Below are 19,294 nucleotides of genomic sequence, written 5' to 3' on the forward strand. Positions count from 1 at the left end.
GAGTGAGAAGGCTTGAAAAAGGTAATGCTAATATTCGGGACCAGGCCGGAGGCCATTAAGATGGCACCTCTGGTCAAGGAATTGGCCCAAGCGGAAGGGATACAGCCCCTGGTGGCGGTAACGGCCCAGCATCGGGAGATGCTGGACCAGGTACTGGAGCTGTTTGGTATCGTGCCGGACTTTGACCTGAATATTATGCAGGCCGGGCAGACTCTCTATGATATTACCGCCCGGGCCATCAAAGGCCTGGAAGAGGTGCTGGCCCAGGCTCAGCCTGAACTGGTGCTGGTCCATGGGGATACTACCACCACCTTTGCGGCCGCTCTGGCGGCTTTTTATAAGCAAATTCCTGTCGGGCACGTGGAGGCCGGCCTGCGCACCAGGAACAAATACTCTCCCTTTCCGGAGGAGATGAACCGGCGACTGGCCGGTGCCATTGCCGACTGGCATTTTGCTCCCACTGCCACCAGTGAACAGAACCTGCTGCGGGAAGGGATACAGCCGGAACGGATTTTTGTTACAGGTAACACGGTAATCGATGCCCTGCTGCAGACGGTAAAGGAGGACTATCGCTTCCATGATGAGCAACTGGCAGCTATCCCCTTCAATCAGCGCCGGGTGCTGCTGGTGACTACCCACCGGCGAGAAAACTGGGGTGAGCCCTTGCGGCAGGTTTACCTGGCCCTGCGCCAGCTGGTGGAGGAATTTTCCGATGTGGAAGTGGTTTTCCCGGTCCATAAAAACCCTGCGGTACGTCAGGTGGTGGAGGAAGTATTAGGAGGGGTGGAACGGGTTCATCTGGTCGAGCCCCTGGATTATGAACCCTTTATTAACCTGATGGCCAGGTCTTACCTGGTGCTGACTGATTCCGGGGGGCTGCAGGAGGAAGCTCCCAGTCTGGGCAAACCGGTGCTGGTCCTGCGGGATACCACCGAACGGCCGGAAGCGGTGGTGGCAGGGACAGTACGGCTGGTCGGTACTGACCGGGAGCGGTTGTATGCCAATGTGAAGGAACTGCTTACCGTTCAGGAGGCGTACCAGCGCATGGCCCAGGCGGTCAATCCATACGGTGACGGGCAGGCATGCCGGCGAATTAAACAAGCAATTGACTGGATTTTCGGTTTTTCCGACCAAAAACCTGCAAAATATGACTATTCAGTATAATTGTATAAAAAAAAGTCCAAAATTTCTTCGTCTGGAAAAAGGATTTTTCGCAATTACATAGAATATTATTGCTTGGTAATATCGGGTCAAAAAAGGACCCTCGTCGAGCGCCGACCCGTCCGGGAGGCAAAAGCATGGCTGAAAATGGCAATTGGCAGGATGTGAAGGCCCTTGGTGTGATCATGTCTCTTGGCGGTACTATAGCTGGAGGCGTACTGGTAGGCTTCTGGCTGGGCCGCTTTCTGGACAGGAAACTCCATACTGAGCCCTGGTTGACGGTAGTCATGCTCTTAGTAGGGATAGCAGCTGGTTTTAAAGCAGCCTATGATGCCATGACCACCGTTCGGAAGGGGGATGAATGATCCCCGTGCTAACCGATCTTTATCACAGCAAAGGTAAACGCAATTTAGGATTGCTGTTAGGCCTGATAGCTGTCATCTTACTTGCAGGCGGAGAGCGGTTGGCAGCATTGGGCTTCTTTTTTGGCTTTCTTGCTGGCTGGCTCAATTTGCTGGCTCTGCAGTGGTCATTAGGCCGGGCCCTGAATTTAAAAGGGGCAGGCCGGGTAAAGATTTATGTTTTTCTCTCCTACACCCTCCGCTGGTTAGCCCTGGGAGCGGTGACCTATGGAGTGATATCTGCAGGAGGTCGCAAGGCTGGGATAGCCTTTTTGCTGGGGCTGGCAGCTCTAAAGCCTTTGCTCTTTTTCAATTTTAGAGAGGTAAGAAATATCAGGAAAAAGGAGGTGGATGAGGATGTTCGGTAGTGCTGAAGCTCTTTTTCACATCGGCCCCCTGGAAGTAACCAAGTACACAGTAACAGCCTGGGGAGTTATTGCGTTACTGGGCCTGATCAGCTGGTTAGGGACCAGGAACATGCAAAAACAACCATCAGGTCTGCAGAATGTGCTGGAGCTGTTTGTAGAAGGGTTGTACAACTTCTTTGAGGGCATGCTGGGCCCGGAACGGGTAAAACGCTATTTTCCGCTCCTGTGCACATTCTTCCTGTTTATCCTAACCTCGAACTATGTGGGGCTGTTGCCGCTGTCCGGCCATGAAGGGCCCTATATTCCGCCGACAGCTACCTTGAGTACCACGGCGGCTCTGGCAATCATTGTTTTCTTTTCTACCCATATTTTCGGGATGATGACCCATGGAATCGGTTATTTCAAACATTTTGTTCAGCCCATGGCCTTTATGCTGCCACTGAATATTGTCGAAGAAATCGTCCGCCCGGTCTCGCTGGCCATGCGTCTTTACGGGAATATTTTCGGGCACGAGCTGGTAGTAGGTACTTTGCTGGCTTTGGCTCCCGCCATTGTTCCCGTGCCGATGCAGCTTTTAGGGGTTTTGACAGGGGCTATCCAGGCTTTCGTCTTTACCCTGCTGGCTGCCAGCTACATCGGTGGTGCTACTGAGAAGCACCACTAACGAAGTTCGAGGTTCGAACTTTGGGCAGTAATCCTAAGCCTATAAACCAATGAGGCTGTTTAGAAGCGAGTATGGCAAGGTGCCAACAGCGGAGAGGCCGGAGGCGTACTGGAAGTGCGTCGAGGACCTCGGAGCTGGTGGCAACGCAGCCAGACGAAGCCTATAAACAACCGAACTAACCCGGCGTACTGATCCCTTAATCATAATTCCATACAACTTGTAGCCACCTTGGAAAGGGGGGAAACGGAATGGTAGCAGGTCTGATTGCTATCGGCGCTGGTCTGGCTGTTGGTATTGCAGCTGTTGGCGCTGGTATTGGTCAAGGTATCGCTGCTGGCAAAGCTTTTGAATCCATCGCTCGTCAGCCTGAAGTCACCGGCACTGTCCGGACCCTGTTGTTCATCGCCTTGGCATTTATGGAAACTATGACCATCTATGGTCTGGTAGTAGCACTAATGCTGGTTACTGGCAAAATGTAAGGCGAGAACATTCAGCAGGCGGGGGAGGTCTAACCTCCTTCCGCCTGCAATGGTACCTTGACCCTCACTGAAAGGAGGCAATTGGCTAATGGAATTTAATCTCTCGACCTTTGTCTGGTCGTTTATCAACTTTTTTGTCCTCTTAGCCATTTTAAATAAATTACTCTATAAACCGATGTTGCAAATGCTGGAGGAAAGAAAGAAAACCATTTCTGAATCCATGCAACAGGCTGAGCAGGCAAGGGCCGAAGCCGAACGGATTAAGCAGGAATATGCTGAACAACTGGCTCAGGCCAAGAAGGAATCCCAGGAAATCATCGCCCGGGCTGAGCGCATGGGCGAGGAAATGAGGGAAGAGCTGGTGCGCAATGCCAGGGCTGAAGCCGATAAGGCCCTGAAAGTAGCCCAGGAAGAAATCGCTCGCGAAAAAGCCAAAGCTGTTGCCCAGCTGCGGGCTGAAGTGGCTAACCTGGCGGTGCTGGCGGCCGGCAAGGTGGTGGGCAAGTCCATCACCGTCGAGGACCATGAAAAAATGGTCAAGGAATTCATCGATGAGGTAGGGGATCTCCCATGCTAAACAAGGCAGTAGCCCGCCGCTATGCTGCCGCTTTTTTCAGCCTGGCTCTGGAAAAAGGGCTGATCGACAGCCTGGAGCAGGAGCTGGCCCAGGTAGTACAGACGGTGGAAGAGAATCCTGAATTGCAGCGTTTCCTGGACAACCCGATGGTGGTTGTGGCGGAAAAGAAGAAGCTCGTTGATGAGGTTTTCGGCGGCCGGGTGTCCGACCTGACCCTGGATTTCCTGAAGGTGGTACTGGACAAGCGGCGGGAAGCCTATCTCAAGGAAATTTACAATGAGTATGTGAAACGGGCCAATGAAGCCCGCAATCTGGTGGATGTGGAAGTTACCTCGGCCAGGGAGCTGTCCCAGTCCGACCTCACTGCCCTGGAAGCCCGCCTGGTCAAATTGACCGGCAAGCAGGTACGGATTACCACCAAGGTGGACCCGGCTCTGATTGGTGGTTTGGTGGTACGCATTGGGGACAAGGTAATCGATGGCAGTGTAACCAAGCGGCTGGAGCTCCTCCGGGAAGCTCTTTTGCAAGCATAAGTTGAAGAGTTAGGGGTGAGCGAGTACAATGTCTATCCGTCCGGAAGAAATCAGTTCTATTATTAAACAACGGATTGAACAGTACCGCACCGATGTGGCCGTTACTGATGTAGGAACGGTTATTCAGGTAGGTGACGGTATTGCCCGGGTTTATGGTCTGGAAGAATGTATGGCCGGTGAGCTGCTGGAATTCCCAGGCGGCATTTTCGGCATGGCCCTCAACCTGGAAGAGGATAATATCGGTTGCGTTATTCTCGGTCCTTACACTGGTATTAAAGAAGGCGACACCGTTAAGCGAACCGGCCGTATCGTTGAAGTACCGGTAGGCGAAGCCCTGATTGGCCGGGTGGTAAACGCCATGGGTCAGCCGATCGATGGCAAAGGCCCCATTGTCACCGACCGCTATCGTCCAGTTGAACGGGTAGCACCTGGTGTTATTACCCGTAAATCAGTGCATCAGCCTCTGCAAACCGGTTTGAAGGCTATTGACAGTATGGTACCCATCGGTCGGGGCCAGCGGGAGCTGATCATCGGTGACCGCCAGACCGGTAAAACTGCAGTTGCTATCGATACTATTATTAACCAGAAGAATACCGATGTAATCTGTATATATGTGGCTATTGGACAAAAAGCTTCCACTGTAGCCAACGTGGTCAAGACACTGGAAGATCACGGTGCTATGGATTACACCATCGTTGTGGCTGCTACCGCTTCTGAACCAGCACCGATGCTCTACATTGCTCCCTATGCCGGCTGCGCTATGGGTGAAGAGTTTATGGAGCAGGGCAAGCATGTGTTAATCGTCTATGATGACCTGTCCAAGCAAGCTGTGGCTTACCGGGAATTGTCCCTCTTGCTGCGCCGTCCTCCCGGCCGGGAAGCTTATCCGGGTGATGTTTTCTACCTGCATTCCCGTTTGCTGGAGCGGGCTGCTAAATTGAATGATGAACTGGGTGGCGGTTCCCTGACCGCTCTGCCGATTATCGAAACCCAGGCTGGTGACGTTTCCGCCTACATTCCGACCAACGTTATTTCCATCACTGACGGTCAGATCTTCCTGGAGTCCGACCTGTTCTATGCTGGTATCCGCCCGGCTATCAACGTCGGTCTCTCTGTATCACGGGTTGGTGGTGCCGCTCAGATCAAGGCGATGAAGCAGGTTGCCGGTACTCTGCGTCTGGACCTGGCCCAGTACCGGGAGCTGGCTGCATTCGCTCAGTTCGGTTCTGACCTGGATAAGGCCACCCAGGCCCGGCTGCTGCGGGGTGAAAAACTGGTTGAACTGTTGAAACAGCCTCAGTATAAGCCCATGGCCGTTGAAGACCAGGTTATGTCCATCTTCGCTGCCGTCAATGGCTACCTGGATGATGTGGAAACTTCCCGGGTCCTGAAGTTCGAAGAAGAATTCCTGAAGTTCATGCACAGTCAGAAGGCGGACATCGTTGAGGCCATTCGCGAACAAAAGACTCTGACTGATGAGATTAGAGAAAAACTGAAAGCCGCCATTGTCGAGTTCAAGAAGATGTTCTAAGCTGTCCCGGTCTGAATGGGACGAAAAAGGTGGTGAACAGCAGGAATGCCCAGCATGCGGGATATTAAACGACGCATCAAGAGTATCAAGAACACAGAACAGATCACCAAGGCCATGAAGATGGTGGCGGCAGCCAAGCTGCGCAAGGCCCAGGATAAAGTGTTTCAGGCCCGGCCTTATGCCAGGGAACTGGCTGGCACCTTGAGCCGGTTGGCCGGCGCGGCTCTGGACTCCACCCATCCCCTGATGGTAAAACGGGAAGTAAAGAAAGTGGCTTTTGTGGTGGTTACCGCTGACCGCGGTCTGTGTGGTGGATATAATGCCAATATCATCCGGAAAGTGCGGAGTGAAATCAGTGCTTTCAATGATGTCAGTCTGATTTGCGTAGGCCGCAAGGGCCGCGACTTTTTCCGCCGTATTGGTGTGCCCATCATTGCAGAGTTTACCGGTCTGGGGGAAGAGGCTCGCTATCAGGATGCCAAGCTGATTGCGGAGACCATTGTGGACTTATATCTTAAAGGAGAATTTGATGAAGTTTATGTCGTCTATACTGAGTTTTTCTCCGCTCTGACCCAGAGACCGAAAACCATCAAGCTCTTGCCTGTGGAGGCCCCGGCGGAAGAAGGAGCCAAAGTCGACTATATTTACGAGCCCAATGCGGAAACCGTGCTGTCGGCCTTGTTGCCCAAGTATCTCAATACCACCATGTTCAGGGCCATGCTGGAGGCCAAGGCTTCAGAACATGGTGCCCGGATGACTGCTATGGGTTCAGCAACCGACAACGCCAAGGAAATGATCGCCAAGTTAACCTTGAACTACAACCGGGCCCGGCAGGCTGCCATTACCAAGGAGATTTCCGAAATCGTGGGTGGCGCTGCCGCTCTGGAATAAACGCAAGGAGGGAAATGGCTGAATGAACGTCGGTAAAGTCAAGCAGGTTATCGGTCCCGTCGTTGACGTGGAATTCGAGCCTGGCAAGTTGCCTGCTATTTATAATGCTGTTATCATTCGCAGTGCCGACCAGGATAAGCCCACTGCTTATGATATTGATTTGACCCTGGAAGTTGCCCAGCACCTGGGGAACAATGTGGCTCGCTGTGTTGCCATGTCTTCCACCGACGGTCTGGTTCGGGGCATGAAGGCCATCGATACCGGCGCTCCTATCAGTGTGCCGGTAGGTCCTGTTACCCAGGGCCGGCTCTTCAATGTTCTGGGTAAGGTGGTTGACGGCAAGGAGCCCGTTAAATCTGATAAATACTATCCCATTCACCGTCCGGCTCCGACCTTTACCCAGCAGTCCACCAAGGCGGAAGTGCTGGAGACCGGGATCAAGGTCGTTGACCTGCTGGCCCCCTATCTGAAGGGTGGTAAGATCGGTCTCTTTGGCGGTGCCGGTGTTGGTAAGACCGTTTTGATCATGGAATTGATTAACAACATCGCCAAGCAACACGGTGGTATCTCCGTTTTCGCCGGTGTAGGTGAGCGGACCCGGGAAGGGAACGACCTCTACCATGAAATGATGGAATCCGGCGTTATCGACAAGACGGTGATGGTGTTCGGTCAGATGAACGAGCCGCCGGGCGCCCGTCTGCGGGTAGGTCTGACCGGTTTGACCATGGCTGAATATTTCCGGGACGAAGAAGGCAAGGACGTGTTGCTGTTTATCGATAACATCTTCCGTTTCACCCAGGCCGGTTCCGAGGTGTCCGCTCTCTTAGGCCGGATGCCGTCTGCCGTGGGTTACCAGCCCACTCTGGCTACCGAAATGGGTGCTCTGCAGGAACGGATTACCTCTACCACTAAAGGGTCTATCACCTCCGTCCAGGCTATCTACGTGCCGGCGGACGACCTGACTGACCCTGCTCCGGCCACAACCTTCGCTCACCTGGACGCGACCACCGTTTTGTCCCGTTCCATTGCCGAGCTGGGGATTTATCCGGCTGTGGACCCGCTGGATTCCACGTCCCGGATTCTGGACCCCAATATCGTAGGTCAGGAGCATTATCAGGTAGCCCGGGGTGTGCAGAAAGTGCTGCAGCGTTATAAGGAACTGCAGGACATCATCGCTATTCTGGGTATGGACGAACTGTCCGAAGAAGACAAGCTGACCGTAGCCCGGGCCCGGAAGATTCAACGTTTCCTGTCCCAGCCCTTCTTCGTGGCTGAAGCCTTCACCGGTACTCCTGGTAAATATGTGCCTTTGAAAGAAACCATCCGTGGCTTCAAGGAAATCATTGAAGGTAAACACGATGACCTGCCGGAAGCAGCCTTCTATATGGTCGGGACCATTGAAGAAGCCGTGGAAAAGGCCAAAACCCTGTAAGGATGTGACGGAAAATGGCCGAGAATACCATTAAACTGGAAGTGGTTACTCCTGACCGCAAGGTGGTTTCCGAGGAAGTGGAGATGGTGGTAGCGCCGGCGGCCGAGGGTTACCTGGGCATTCTGGCCAACCACGCTCCCCTGATCACCAGCTTGCAGATCGGTGTCCTCAAGTACACCGCTGGTGGTCAGGAGCAGAAACTGGCCATCAGTGGCGGCTTCCTGGAGGTAAAAGATAACCGGGCGGTGGTGCTGGCTGAAGCAGCAGAACGTCCGGAAGAAATCGATGTGCAGCGGGCGCTGGCAGCTAAAGAGCGGGCCGAACGCCGTCTGGCTGAACGCTCAGCTGACATTGACATGGTGCGGGCTGAGGTTGCCTTGAAGCGAGCCCTCAACCGCCTCAAAGTTGCAGGTAAAATAGAATAGGTATCGACAACCGGCACAGTATGTGCCGGTTTGTTTTCGGAAAATAGTTCGGGTCAGAACTAATTTTAAGGGGTGGGAATATGGCTGCCAATAGAAAAACACTGCTGGTGAGTATTTTTCTGATGATGGTTGTAGTCCTGGCCGGGGTCAGCGGTTATTACTGGTATGAAAATACCTACTTTGTCAGTACGGAAGATGCCCGCATAGCCGGAGACATAGTTAAGGTATACCCGCTGCTTGTGGCCAAACTGGCGGAAGTTAGGGCTGCCGAGGGCCAGAAAGTGGTAAAAGGAGAAGTGCTGGCCCGGCAGGAACTGAATAACCTCCCGGACAGCAGTGCGGAACAGACATTGCTGCGCGCACCGGTGGATGGCATTATTATCAGGAAGCAGGGAACAGAGGGAGAAGTGGCAACACCAGGACAGGCTGTCTTCTGGCTGGTTGACCCCCATAAACTCTATGTGTCGGCTAATATAGAGGAGACGAAGATAAGCAGGATTAAACCTGGACAACTGGTGGAAGTTACTCTCGACCTTTACCCCGGGCGGACTTTCAACGGACGGGTGCAGGAAATCGGACAGGCTACTACTGCTACCTTTTCGGTTTTACCCCAGACGACCAGCAGCAATTTTACCAAAGTTACCCAGAAAGTGCCGGTAAAAATTCAGCTCACTGACCTGGAGAATTTACAATTGATACCTGGCACCAGTGCTGTGGTTAAAATCAGGGTCAGGTGATGAATGGTGACAGGAAGAAGGATTGATAACAGCAGAAAGTGGCTGGTTCTGGCGGTGCTGGTGCTGGGAACATTTATGGCTATCCTGGATACCAGCATTGTCAATATAGCCATTCCCAAGATGATGGCCGTGTTTGGCGTAGGGACAGAGCAAATTCAGTGGGTACTTACGGCTTATATGCTGACCATGGGGGCCATTATTCCCCTGACCGGATATTTAAGCGACAGGTTTGGCAGCAAAAAAGTATATATTTGGGCCCTAATAGCCTTTACTCTAGGTTCAGCTTTTTGTGGCCTGGCCTGGAGCAACCCCTCGATGGTAGTGGCCCGGGTTATTCAGGCACTGGGTGGAGGCATGATCATGCCTGTCAGTATGAGCATCCTCTATCAGGTTATTCCCCAGCAGGAGCGGGGGTTGGCGCTGGGGATCTGGGGAATTGCCGCCATGGCGGCACCGGCTATTGGCCCAACGTTGAGCGGCTATATTGTCGAGCATCTGGACTGGCGCCTGATTTTCACCATCAATATCCCCGTCGGGATTGTGGCCGTGATTTTTTCGTTTATCCTCTTACCGGAGATACCGCGCCGCCCGGTGGGCAAGTTTGATTACCTGGGCGTACTCTTTGCTTCTGTGGGTTTGGTGTCTATTCTCTATGTTCTGGGTGAGGGGGCTTCTATTGACTGGAATGATATTAAAAACATTTTTTTACTGATTTTCGGCGGATTTTTCCTCCTGCTCTTTACGGTTAATGAATTAACCCACAGTGACCCTTTGCTGGACTTGCGGGTATTAAAAATAGGGCCTTTTACCTTGAGTATTGTGATAGCAAGCATCACTAATATCGCTTTGTTTGGCGGGATTTTTCTACTGCCACTATTTTTGCAAAATTTGCGGGGATATACGGCAATGCAGACCGGGATTATCATGTTTCCGTCGGCAGTGGCTACCGGGCTGATGATGCCCATTGGCGGTAAACTCCTGGACCGCCTTGGACCAAAACCAGTAGTGATACCAGGCCTGGCCATCCTGGCTCTGGCAACCTATGAACTGGCCCACTTATCGATGGAGACACCGCAAACCACCATTACCTGGTTGCTGGTCCTGCGGGGCCTGGGACTGGGTCTGGCCATGATGCCGGCTTCTACGGCGGGCATGAACGCGGTACCTTTGCCGCTGGTGGCCCGGGCTTCCGCTCTCTCCAACGTGGTGCGCCAGGTGGCAGGCTCACTGGGAATCACTATTCTCACCACATTTATGCAGAGAAGACAGGCTCTGCATTACAGTGAACTGGCTGCCCGGGTGACGGAATTTAATGGCCAGGAACTGTATCTATACTGGCTCTACGGCTCGGTACAGAAGGAAGCCTTGATTACAGCTATCAATGATACACTGGCACTGACGGCTGTTATCAGCTGTGTTGCCCTGTTTTTTGCCTTCTGGCTGAAAAAGGGGCAAACCCCTGCCGGCAAGGAACAGGTGATAATCAGTGAGTAAAGAAAAGCGAACAGTACAGGCAGAGGAAATTAACTTGCTCCTGAAAAGCATTATCGGGCATTTTCGCAAATTTGTCTCCAACCATATTAAAGACCTGGGTTTGACTGTTCCTCAGTTACTATTGTTGCGGGTCCTCTACCAGCAGCCGGAACAGACCCTTTCGGAATTATGCCAGCAGCTGGGATTGGCTAAAAGCACTGTTTCCGATCTGGTAGATCGCCTGGAAAAACAGGAACTGGTTGTCAAGCGCAGAGGGGAGCAGGACCGGCGCACCGTCAGGATCAGCCTGGCGGAAAAAACCATGGCTCTGGGGGAGACTATCCAGGCCATCAAAACCGACTACTGGTCTGCCTTGCTCAGTCAGCTGACACCTGCCGAAGTGGAAGAAATTTTACGGGCTCTGCGCAAGCTGCAGGGATTAATTTCTGCCTCCCCTTCTCATACTAAGGGCGAGGTGAAAGTTCATGATAACAGAGGACAAACAGGCGCAACAGGAACTGGCCCAGCTGGCCTTCAATCTGGGGGAGTTTCCTGACCAGGTACTGGTTCGTCTGACCGATGATGAAGTAAAAGCGAAAGGCATTGACCCCCGCGTTAAAGCGGCTCTACAACAGCCCGAAGCTAAAAGAATGCTATTGCGGGCCCGGCTGCTGGAGGAAGGATATAAGTACTGGGAGCTGGCAGAGCAGGCAGGGGTGGAACCGGTAGTGGTGGAAGACCCTGGCTTTCACCCTGATACGGGTTTAGTTGTGGCCCGGGATTAAATTGATGTTTAAATCCTCCTTTTAGCGGGAACACTATCAGTAACGAATAGGATTCCTGAGGAGAAGGAGGAAGGCAAATGCGCAGATTTCTGGTGCTGCTGGGTCTATTATTGGCAGCGGTCTGGCTGGTAAAACACCCAGTCCTGCCTACCCTGGGACAGGGGTTGAGCGGGGAGAACAAACTGATTCTGGCTTTTCGGGAGAGCAAGGCGCGCTTTGAGGACTACACCATTAATGGCTGGGCCAGGGTGAACCGGAAATTTATGACCTTTGCGGAAATGGAGGAACTGGCCTGGCAGGCAGCAAGGGTATTTCCCTATCGGGAAGGGAACCTGCGTCTGGACAAACAGGAGGACACCGGTTTTCGCAGTTTGCGCCTGGCTGGCAAGCTGGGGGAAAAAACGGAACTGGAAATCTGGATCCAGTCCATGGCCGGGGTTAAAACCAGGATAGGCCAGGAGGAAACCGGTCAGGAAGCAGAAACTTATGCAGTTATTACTATTAAAGAACTCGGGGACCTGGATAAACTAAGTCAGGATCGGCTCACAGTGGATGCTGCTTTCAAGAGAATCGCAAGTAGTGCCAAAGTGTCCGAGGTAGTGGCCGGCTGGTTGCCCCAGCTAGTAGACCAGCAGCAGGGGCGGGAAATCGTTGCCTCTATCTTTAAGGAACTGGATGGTAAAAAAATCGAAGGGTATGAAGAAGGGGCAGTGGTCAGCTGGACCGGTTATAGTGATGAACTCAAGGATAACCTGCGCCTGGGCAACCGGGTGGTTAATCTGAATGTGGCGGTTCGGACTGTTCCAGGAGAACAACGCAGCTACCTGGTGATTGGCACACCTTTGATTACTACTGAATATTAATGAATTAATACAGGAGCAGAGGAAGGAGGGGCGCCGGTGGAACGACTGGTAATAACCGGTGGTACCCCATTATCCGGCCGGGTTCGGGTAGGAGGCGCCAAAAATGCTGTCCTGCCCATCCTGGCCGCTTGTCTCTTGACTGACCAGGTCTGCCAGCTGGAGGATGTTCCCCGGCTGGCTGATGTCCGCACCATGCTGATGGTATTAAGCCGGCTGGGGACGGAAGTGGCCTGGGTTGGACATTCTCATACCCTGGTGGTCAAGACGCCGAGGCTGGAAACGGGAGAAGCACCTTATGAATATGTACGGCAAATGCGCGCCTCTATTCTGGTGATGGGGCCGCTCCTGGCCCGATTGGGTTATGCCCGGCTTACCCTGCCGGGGGGATGTGCTATTGGGAGTCGCCCCATAGACTTGCATTTAAAGGGGTTTCAGGCACTGGGGGCAGAAGTGAGCTGGGGGCCAGGTCAAGTGGAAGTAAGATGCCAGCGCCTCAAAGGGAATACCGTCTACCTGGATTTTCCCAGTGTAGGGGCAACGGAGAATATCATGCTGGCAGCTACCCTGGCGGAAGGGACAACAATTATTGAAAACGCTGCGGAAGAACCTGAAATCGTGGACCTGGCCCTCTTTCTCAATGCCATGGGGGCCAGAATCAGCGGGGCTGGCACAGCGGTGATCAAGATCGAGGGTGTAAGTAAACTGCAGGGAGCCAGGCATACTGTCATCCCTGACCGCATTGAAGCCGGCACCTTTCTGGTGGCAGGAGCGATTACTGGCGGGGAAATAACAGTGGAAAATGTGATTGTGGAACACATCAAGCCGGTGATTGCCAAACTGCAGGAAGCAGGGGCGGAAATCACGGAGACGGCCCAGGGGCTGCAGCTAAAAGCCCCGACCCGCATTAAGGCCACTGACATCAAGACTTTGCCCTATCCCGGGTTTCCCACCGATATGCAGGCCCAGATGATGGCCATGCTGACTCTGGCTGAGGGTACCAGTGTGATTACCGAAACCGTTTTTGAAAATCGCTTTATGCATGTTGATGAACTGCGCCGCATGGGAGCGGATATTAAAATCGAGGGTCGAACCGCAGTGGTTCGCGGGGTGGGACAGCTGCTGGGTACCCAGGTTAAGGCTACTGACCTGCGAGCGGGGGCGGCCCTGGTCCTGGCCGGGCTGGCGGCCCGGGGGGAAACGGAAGTCATCCATTTACATCATATTGACCGGGGTTATGAACGATTTGCGGAAAAGTTACAAAGACTGGGAGCTAAAATCAACCGCCTGCGCATATAATTTTCCCGGGAGGGGAAGACATGCGCAAAGGCGGTCTTTTTTTATTGTTACTGACCACTATCCTGTTTTTACTGCCGATTATCATCGGCTGGATGCTGTACAGGCAGGAACCTGGTTTGCCTGGACCTGAAATCAAAATCTACAGTCACCGAGAACAAAAGGTGTTGACTCTGAGCCTGGAGGAATATGTAGTGGGTGTGGTAGGGGCAGAAATGCCGGCGGCTTTTCACCCGGAGGCTCTAAAAGCCCAGGCGGTAGCGGCCCGGACTTACGCCTGGGAAAGGCTGCAGCGGGCCGGGGAACTGGGGGATTTTGCCCATGACCATGGCGGGGCCGTCCTCTGTGATGACCCGACCCACACCATGGCCTGGCTGGAGGAAAAGGAAATACTGGCCAAATGGCCCCGCAGCCAGGCAGGACGCTATTATCAGAAAATCCGGGAAGCAGTCAGCGCTACTGCCGGACAAATACTTCTCTATCAGGGAAAACCCATTCAGGCTCTTTTTCATGCATCCTGTGGCGGGCTGGGCACGGAATCAGCGCTTGAAGTCCGGGGGCAGGATATTCCCTACCTGGCAGGAGCAGCCTGTCCGAAAACTGAGGCTCAGGATTTTCCGCCTCAGCGTCAGCGTGTACCGGCAGCCATCAGTGTCCTCAGTACCAGTCAGCATGGCACAGTGCTGCAGGCTCAGGTTAATGACCGTTCGGTAGCAGGAAGGGAGATCCGTAATCGCTTTCAGCTGCCATCAGCCCGCTTCCGGGTGCTGGAGGTAAGGGCCGGGGTAAGTTTGCTGGAAATCAGCGGTTATGGCCATGGGCTGGGGCTATGCCAGCGGGGGGCCAATCTCTGGGGCCAGCAGGGCTGGGATTATCAGCGGATATTGCAACATTATTACCAAGGGACAGAAATAAAAAAATTGTATTGACTTTCTGAAAACGTTTTCCTATAATAAAATTAGAAAGGGGGAGGGTAATGCCAGTAACGATCAAAGATGTTGCCAGAGAGGCGGGAGTATCGGTTTCTACCGTTTCCCGGGTACTAAATAACAGCAAACCGGTAAGTTCGGAAATCCGGGCCCGGGTTCTGGCGGCAGTAAATAAATTGAACTTTCAGCCCAACTCCCTGGCCCGCAGTCTGGTTCTGAAAAAAACCAGGCTGATCGGGGTTTTGGTCCCGGATATTGCTAACCCCTTTTTCCCGGTGGCTATCGCCGGGATTGAGGAAATTGCCAGTATGTATGGCTACAATATCCTGTTGTTCAACACTTTCGGGCAGATTGAGAAAGAATTGCAATATCTCAATATTTTAAAGGAAAAACAGGTAGATGGTATTATTAAAATGAGTACACAGGTTACAGAAAAACACGAGGAATATTTTGCAAGCACTTCTATTCCTATGGTAGTTACCAGCAATTGTACCGAACGGGAAGATGTGCCCTGTGTAGTAATCGATGATGTGAGAGCTGCCTATGATGCTACCTCCTATCTGATTTCCCTGGGACATAAGCGAATCGGCATGATTAGTGGCCCGCTGGATGACAGTGCCGGACGGGATCGTTTTTTGGGCTATCAGCAAGCAATGCTGGAACACAAACTTAATATTGACTTCAACTTGCTCAAACAGGGGAACTTCAAGGTGGAGAGCGGCAAAAAGGCAATGGAAGAAATTTTGCGGACTGTAGCCAGAGAGGAGTTGCCAACCGCCATTTTTGCAGCCAATGATGAAATGGCGATAGGCGCTATTGGAGTGCTACTGGATAATGGGCTAAGAGTGCCGGAAGATATCTCGGTGATGGGTTTTGATGATATTTTTATTGCCCCTGTTTTCCGACCGGCTTTGACCACAGTGAAGCAGCCTATATATGATATCGGGGCGGTAGCCGCCAGAAAACTGGTAAAGCTAATTGAAGGAGAAAAATTAAGTGAAACAAAGACAGTCTTGCCCTATCACATAATAGAACGTAATTCTTGCCGTAGAATATAAATTTTTTTAAGGTGTAGGAAAACGGTTTCCTAATTAGGGGGTGAGATGGCAAATAAAAAGGTGATGTTTAGTTTCATTTAAAAATCAATTTAGATGGAGGAGGAGCAGAAATGTCGAAGTGGAGAAAGGTAACCAGTATCGCCCTTGCCGCTGTCATGGCTTTTTCCCTCACCGCCTGTGGCACCGGCAAACAAGCAGCGGAAACGCCCAAAACTGAGAACAAGCAAGCTACTGAACAACCGGCAGAAAAGGTAAAACTCATTTACGCTCGGGGTAAAGATGTCACCGGTGCTACCGAAAAAATTGTCGAGGCTTTCGAAAAGAAATACCCCAACATTGATGTGGAATTCCGGGAAATGCCGGCTGATACCGGGCAAAGCCATGACCAGTATGTAACCATGTTCAGTGCCAAATCTTCTGAAATCGATGTTTTTGACCTGGACGTAATTTGGCCTGCTGAATTCGCTCAAGCTGGCTATCTCTTGCCCCTGGATCGGTTTATTGAAAAAGATCAGATTGATATGAGTAAGTACATCAAAGGTGCTGTCGAAGCCGGTAACTACAATGGTCAGCAGTGGACCATGCCCAAGTTTATTGATACCGGTTTGCTCTACTACCGCAAAGATATCGTGAAGCAGCCGCCCAAAACCTGGGATGAGCTGATCGCTCAAGCTCGTCAGTACAAAGGGAAAGGCGGAACTCAGTTTGGCTACCTGATGCAAGCCAAGCAATATGAAGGTCTGGTCTGTAATTTTGTAGAGTTCAATGCTGCTTATGGTGGTAAGATTCTGGACGAAAATGGCAATGTAGTCATCAATAACCCCAATAGCATCAAAGCCTTAAAGAAAATGATGGAAATCGTCAAGTCTGACATTGTGCCCAAGAATATCACTACCTTTACCGAACTGGAATCTCACACTGCCTTCATTGAAGGACAGGCACCTTTCATCCGCAACTGGCCCTATATGTATGCCCTGGCCCAGGACAAAACCCAGTCCAAAGTTGTAGACAAAGTGGCTATCGCTCCGCTGCCGGCAGGGGATGCTGGTTCTGCTGCTACCCTGGGTGGCTGGATGACCGGTATTAACAAGTACACCAAACATCCCAAGGAAGCCTGGGAGTTTGTTAAGTTCATGACTGGTCCGGAAGGCCAGAAGATCACTGCTATCTATGGCGGTTCTGCTCCTACTCTGTTGCCTGTTTATGATGATCCGGAAGTGCAAAAAGCCAGCCCGCTCTTCGCCAATAAAGACTTCATTAATGGTGTAAGTGCAGCTGTGCCGCGTCCTAGTTCCCCCATCTATCCCAAGATTTCTGAAATCATCCAGATCGAAGTCTCCAAGGCTCTGGCCGGTCAGCAAACTGCTGAGCAGGCAGTTCAGAACATGGAGAAGAAAATGAAAGAGGCCATTGGCAAATAAAATACCATGAAAGCGCTGTTGAGGGAGGGATTTCCTCCTCCCTCAACAGCGGGTTTTCATGGTTTTTTTTCTCACCTGAAAGGTTGTAAAAAACAGGAAGTTGGTGAATGCGATGAAACCGGGTAAAGGCAAAGGCTTATCGGAAAAACAGATAGGTTATCTGATGGTATTGCCTGCACTCCTGATGATTACGGTTATTGCCATCTGGCCAGTGCTGCGTTCTTTCTGGCTGAGTATGTTTGATATTCGCCTCAATGACCCGGCCCGGACGGCTGTACATCTCAATTACGGGCTGGATATGGAAAGATATGTGGAAACCATGCCGGCTCTAATCCGGGTGTTAAATAAAAAGAGCGCAGAGGCAGCCGGAGAGGCTCTAACTGCCCTGACGGATTTGAAAACAGCAGCGGAAAATTTGCAAAAGGAATTGAACCGGGATCCAGAAATTGCTAAAAGATATGAAGAGATTGACAAACTGCTCTATGATTTTCAGCCTGTGCCTGAACAGTTAAAATATCTGGAAGTAAAAAAAGAACAAGCAATCTTGATTAAAACCCAGCTGGCCAGTATGCAGGAAAAAATTGATGCCTTAAGCAAAGCTAAAACCATCGAAAAACCCGAGGAAATCCTCGGTCCACTGCAGGGATTGCGGGCAGCTATGATTGAACCAAACTATCTCGGTCTAACCTACTACAAAACCTTTTTCAAGGAGCCCCGGCTCTGGGCAGCTCTATTTAATACCTTTTTCTTTACGGTTGTTTCAGTATTTATTGAACTGGTGCTGGGCCTGTGGATTGCCCTGCTGATCAATAAACAGTTTAAAGGCCGCGGACTGGTCAGGGCAGCAGTGCTGATTCCCTGGGCCATTCCCACAGTAATCTCGGCCTTAATGTGGAAATTTATGTACGATGGACAGAACGGAATCGTAGCCAGGTTTTTTGAAACCATTGGCCTGGTTAATGATATGAGTGTGTTGTTAACCACCAAATGGGGGGCTATGTTCTCGGTTATCTTTGCTGATGTGTGGAAAACTACGCCCTTTATGGCGTTACTCTTATTTGCCGGTTTGCAGACCATTCCTGACTCTCTCTATGAATCAGCGGAGGTAGAGGGGGCCAGCAAAACCCAGCAATTTTTCTACATTACTTTGCCTATGCTGAAATCCACCATTCTGGTAGCGCTCCTGTTCCGGACCCTGGATGCGTTCCGGGTCTTTGACCTGATTTATGTACTAACCGGTGGTGGCCCGGCTAACTCTACCGAAACCATTTCCATCTATGCTTACAAAACCATGTTTGCGCAGATGAATTTCGGGGCCGGTTCTGCTCTCTCGGTCATAGTCTTCCTGTGTATAGCTATTATCAGTTTGATTTTCATCAAAGTTCTCGGCGCTGACCTGATCGGCGATAATCGAGGCAGGTAGGGGGTGGCAGCAAATGATTCAGAAAAAGGCAGGGCCGTTGTTTTATCTATTTCTGGTGGGTTTCCTGTTTGTAATTATGTTTCCCTTTTTCTGGCAGTTAGTCGCTTCCATCAAACCGCCCGGTGAACTGTTTGGAGACAGGGCTTTTAATGTACTGATTGAGAATCCCACCATTGAAAACTATATCCGGGTCTTCAGTGCTCGACCCTTTGGCAGATATCTCTGGAACAGTTTCGTAGTAGCTTCCACTACCACTCTGGTCAGTATTGTTATCGCCTCAATTGCTGCCTATGCTATTGCCTGGGTAAAATTCAGCGGCAAAGCCATCGTACTGGGGATAGTGCTGGCGGTATCCATGTTCCCTCAAATCGCTACCATCTCTCCCATCTTTCTGTTTTTACAGTCGGTGGGACTAACCAATAGCTATCTGGGGCTGATTTTGCCCTATACTACTTTTGCTCTGCCGCTGGCTATCTGGAACCTGACTGCTTTCTTCCGTAAAATTCCCTACGACCTGGCTGAGGCAGCCAAAGTGGATGGAGCCAGTATCTTGCAGACTCTAACCAGAGTCTTTTTCCCGCTGGCCTTGCCCGGGATTTTTACTACAGCGATCCTGGTCTTTATTGCAGCCTGGAATGAATTTCTCTTTGCCCTGACTATCAACACTGAAGAGGCAATGAAAACGGTACCGGTAGGGATTGCCATGTTCCAGGGGCAGTATACCATGCCCTGGGGTGAGATTGCGGCAGCTTCCATTGTGGTTACCGTCCCGCTGGTAATCATGGTATTGATCTTCCAGAAACGGATTGTATCAGGCTTAACCGCAGGAGCAGTTAAAGAATGATGGGAG

General features: G+C 51.6%; 22 protein-coding genes. All 22 read left to right on the forward strand.

All coding sequences use genetic code 11. The features are described 5' to 3' along the window. The first annotated feature begins 12 nt into the window (after positions 1-12). On the forward strand, positions 13-1,164 hold the full coding sequence (gene wecB, locus ULO1_RS10330; protein ID WP_079933526.1) for a non-hydrolyzing UDP-N-acetylglucosamine 2-epimerase: 1,152 nt from the start codon (positions 13-15) through the stop codon (positions 1,162-1,164). 134 nt (positions 1,165-1,298) lie between these two features. Next, entirely contained in the window at positions 1,299-1,526 is a 228-nt protein-coding gene (locus tag ULO1_RS10335; protein ID WP_078666128.1) for an AtpZ/AtpI family protein, read from the forward strand. Then, positions 1,523-1,930, forward strand: a complete 408-nt coding sequence (locus ULO1_RS10340) for an ATP synthase subunit I (protein WP_078666127.1) — start codon at positions 1,523-1,525, stop codon at positions 1,928-1,930. The genes ULO1_RS10335 and ULO1_RS10340 overlap by 4 nt, the downstream gene beginning before the upstream one ends. Next, the gene (gene atpB / locus ULO1_RS10345) at positions 1,920-2,594 is read left to right on the forward strand and encodes a F0F1 ATP synthase subunit A (RefSeq protein ID WP_078666126.1); all 675 of its coding nucleotides are present in this window, start codon (positions 1,920-1,922) and stop codon (positions 2,592-2,594) included. The genes ULO1_RS10340 and atpB overlap by 11 nt, the downstream gene beginning before the upstream one ends. A 248-nt stretch (positions 2,595-2,842) precedes the next feature. Further along, positions 2,843-3,073, forward strand: a complete 231-nt coding sequence (atpE, locus tag ULO1_RS10350; protein WP_079933527.1) for an ATP synthase F0 subunit C — start codon at positions 2,843-2,845, stop codon at positions 3,071-3,073. An 88-nt stretch (positions 3,074-3,161) separates the two neighbouring features. Next, positions 3,162-3,650, forward strand: a complete 489-nt coding sequence (atpF, locus tag ULO1_RS10355; protein ID WP_079933528.1) for a F0F1 ATP synthase subunit B — start codon at positions 3,162-3,164, stop codon at positions 3,648-3,650. Further along, on the forward strand, positions 3,644-4,183 hold the full coding sequence (locus tag ULO1_RS10360) for a F0F1 ATP synthase subunit delta (RefSeq protein WP_078666123.1): 540 nt from the start codon (positions 3,644-3,646) through the stop codon (positions 4,181-4,183). Before atpF ends, ULO1_RS10360 begins: the two co-directional genes overlap by 7 nt. A gap of 28 nt (positions 4,184-4,211) precedes the next feature. Next, positions 4,212-5,714: a F0F1 ATP synthase subunit alpha gene (gene atpA, locus ULO1_RS10365; protein WP_079933529.1), complete on the forward strand. Its 1,503-nt coding sequence runs from the start codon at positions 4,212-4,214 to the stop codon at positions 5,712-5,714. A 45-nt stretch (positions 5,715-5,759) separates the two neighbouring features. Then, complete coding sequence (gene atpG, locus ULO1_RS10370) at positions 5,760-6,605, forward strand: ATP synthase F1 subunit gamma (RefSeq protein ID WP_078666121.1); 846 nt, start codon at positions 5,760-5,762, stop codon at positions 6,603-6,605. A 22-nt stretch (positions 6,606-6,627) separates the two neighbouring features. Further along, positions 6,628-8,037, forward strand: a complete 1,410-nt coding sequence (gene atpD / locus ULO1_RS10375; protein WP_078666120.1) for a F0F1 ATP synthase subunit beta — start codon at positions 6,628-6,630, stop codon at positions 8,035-8,037. A 14-nt stretch (positions 8,038-8,051) separates the two neighbouring features. After that, the gene (locus tag ULO1_RS10380) at positions 8,052-8,462 is read left to right on the forward strand and encodes a F0F1 ATP synthase subunit epsilon (RefSeq protein WP_079906806.1); all 411 of its coding nucleotides are present in this window, start codon (positions 8,052-8,054) and stop codon (positions 8,460-8,462) included. 80 nt (positions 8,463-8,542) lie between these two features. Next, the gene (locus ULO1_RS10385; protein ID WP_079933530.1) at positions 8,543-9,199 is read left to right on the forward strand and encodes an HlyD family secretion protein; all 657 of its coding nucleotides are present in this window, start codon (positions 8,543-8,545) and stop codon (positions 9,197-9,199) included. A gap of 3 nt (positions 9,200-9,202) precedes the next feature. Then, entirely contained in the window at positions 9,203-10,693 is a 1,491-nt protein-coding gene (locus tag ULO1_RS10390) for a DHA2 family efflux MFS transporter permease subunit (RefSeq protein ID WP_079906803.1), read from the forward strand. Continuing rightward, positions 10,686-11,228: a MarR family winged helix-turn-helix transcriptional regulator gene (locus ULO1_RS10395; protein ID WP_079906802.1), complete on the forward strand. Its 543-nt coding sequence runs from the start codon at positions 10,686-10,688 to the stop codon at positions 11,226-11,228. The genes ULO1_RS10390 and ULO1_RS10395 overlap by 8 nt, the downstream gene beginning before the upstream one ends. Beyond that, a complete protein-coding gene (locus ULO1_RS10400) occupies positions 11,158-11,457 on the forward strand; it encodes a DUF1694 domain-containing protein (RefSeq protein ID WP_079933531.1) in 300 nt (99 codons plus the stop codon). The genes ULO1_RS10395 and ULO1_RS10400 overlap by 71 nt, the downstream gene beginning before the upstream one ends. A gap of 77 nt (positions 11,458-11,534) precedes the next feature. Further along, entirely contained in the window at positions 11,535-12,320 is a 786-nt protein-coding gene (locus ULO1_RS10405; RefSeq protein WP_079933532.1) for a YwmB family TATA-box binding protein, read from the forward strand. A gap of 36 nt (positions 12,321-12,356) precedes the next feature. After that, on the forward strand, positions 12,357-13,616 hold the full coding sequence (gene murA / locus ULO1_RS10410; RefSeq protein WP_079906798.1) for a UDP-N-acetylglucosamine 1-carboxyvinyltransferase: 1,260 nt from the start codon (positions 12,357-12,359) through the stop codon (positions 13,614-13,616). A gap of 20 nt (positions 13,617-13,636) precedes the next feature. Continuing rightward, positions 13,637-14,542, forward strand: coding sequence for a SpoIID/LytB domain-containing protein (locus tag ULO1_RS10415; protein ID WP_079906796.1), 906 nt, complete (start codon positions 13,637-13,639; stop codon positions 14,540-14,542). 47 nt (positions 14,543-14,589) lie between these two features. Next, entirely contained in the window at positions 14,590-15,600 is a 1,011-nt protein-coding gene (locus tag ULO1_RS10420) for a LacI family DNA-binding transcriptional regulator (RefSeq protein WP_079933533.1), read from the forward strand. Positions 15,601-15,710: 110 nt separating this feature from the next. Further along, positions 15,711-17,021, forward strand: a complete 1,311-nt coding sequence (locus ULO1_RS10425) for an ABC transporter substrate-binding protein (RefSeq protein ID WP_079933534.1) — start codon at positions 15,711-15,713, stop codon at positions 17,019-17,021. A 112-nt stretch (positions 17,022-17,133) separates the two neighbouring features. After that, positions 17,134-18,444 (forward strand): carbohydrate ABC transporter permease, encoded by a 1,311-nt coding sequence (locus tag ULO1_RS10430; protein WP_079933535.1) that lies wholly within the window; start codon positions 17,134-17,136, stop codon positions 18,442-18,444. Positions 18,445-18,457: 13 nt separating this feature from the next. Beyond that, positions 18,458-19,288: a carbohydrate ABC transporter permease gene (locus ULO1_RS10435; RefSeq protein WP_200803472.1), complete on the forward strand. Its 831-nt coding sequence runs from the start codon at positions 18,458-18,460 to the stop codon at positions 19,286-19,288. The last annotated feature ends 6 nt before the right edge of the window (positions 19,289-19,294 follow it).

It is taken from the genome of Carboxydocella sp. ULO1, from assembly GCF_002049255.1.
Classification (GTDB): domain Bacteria; phylum Bacillota.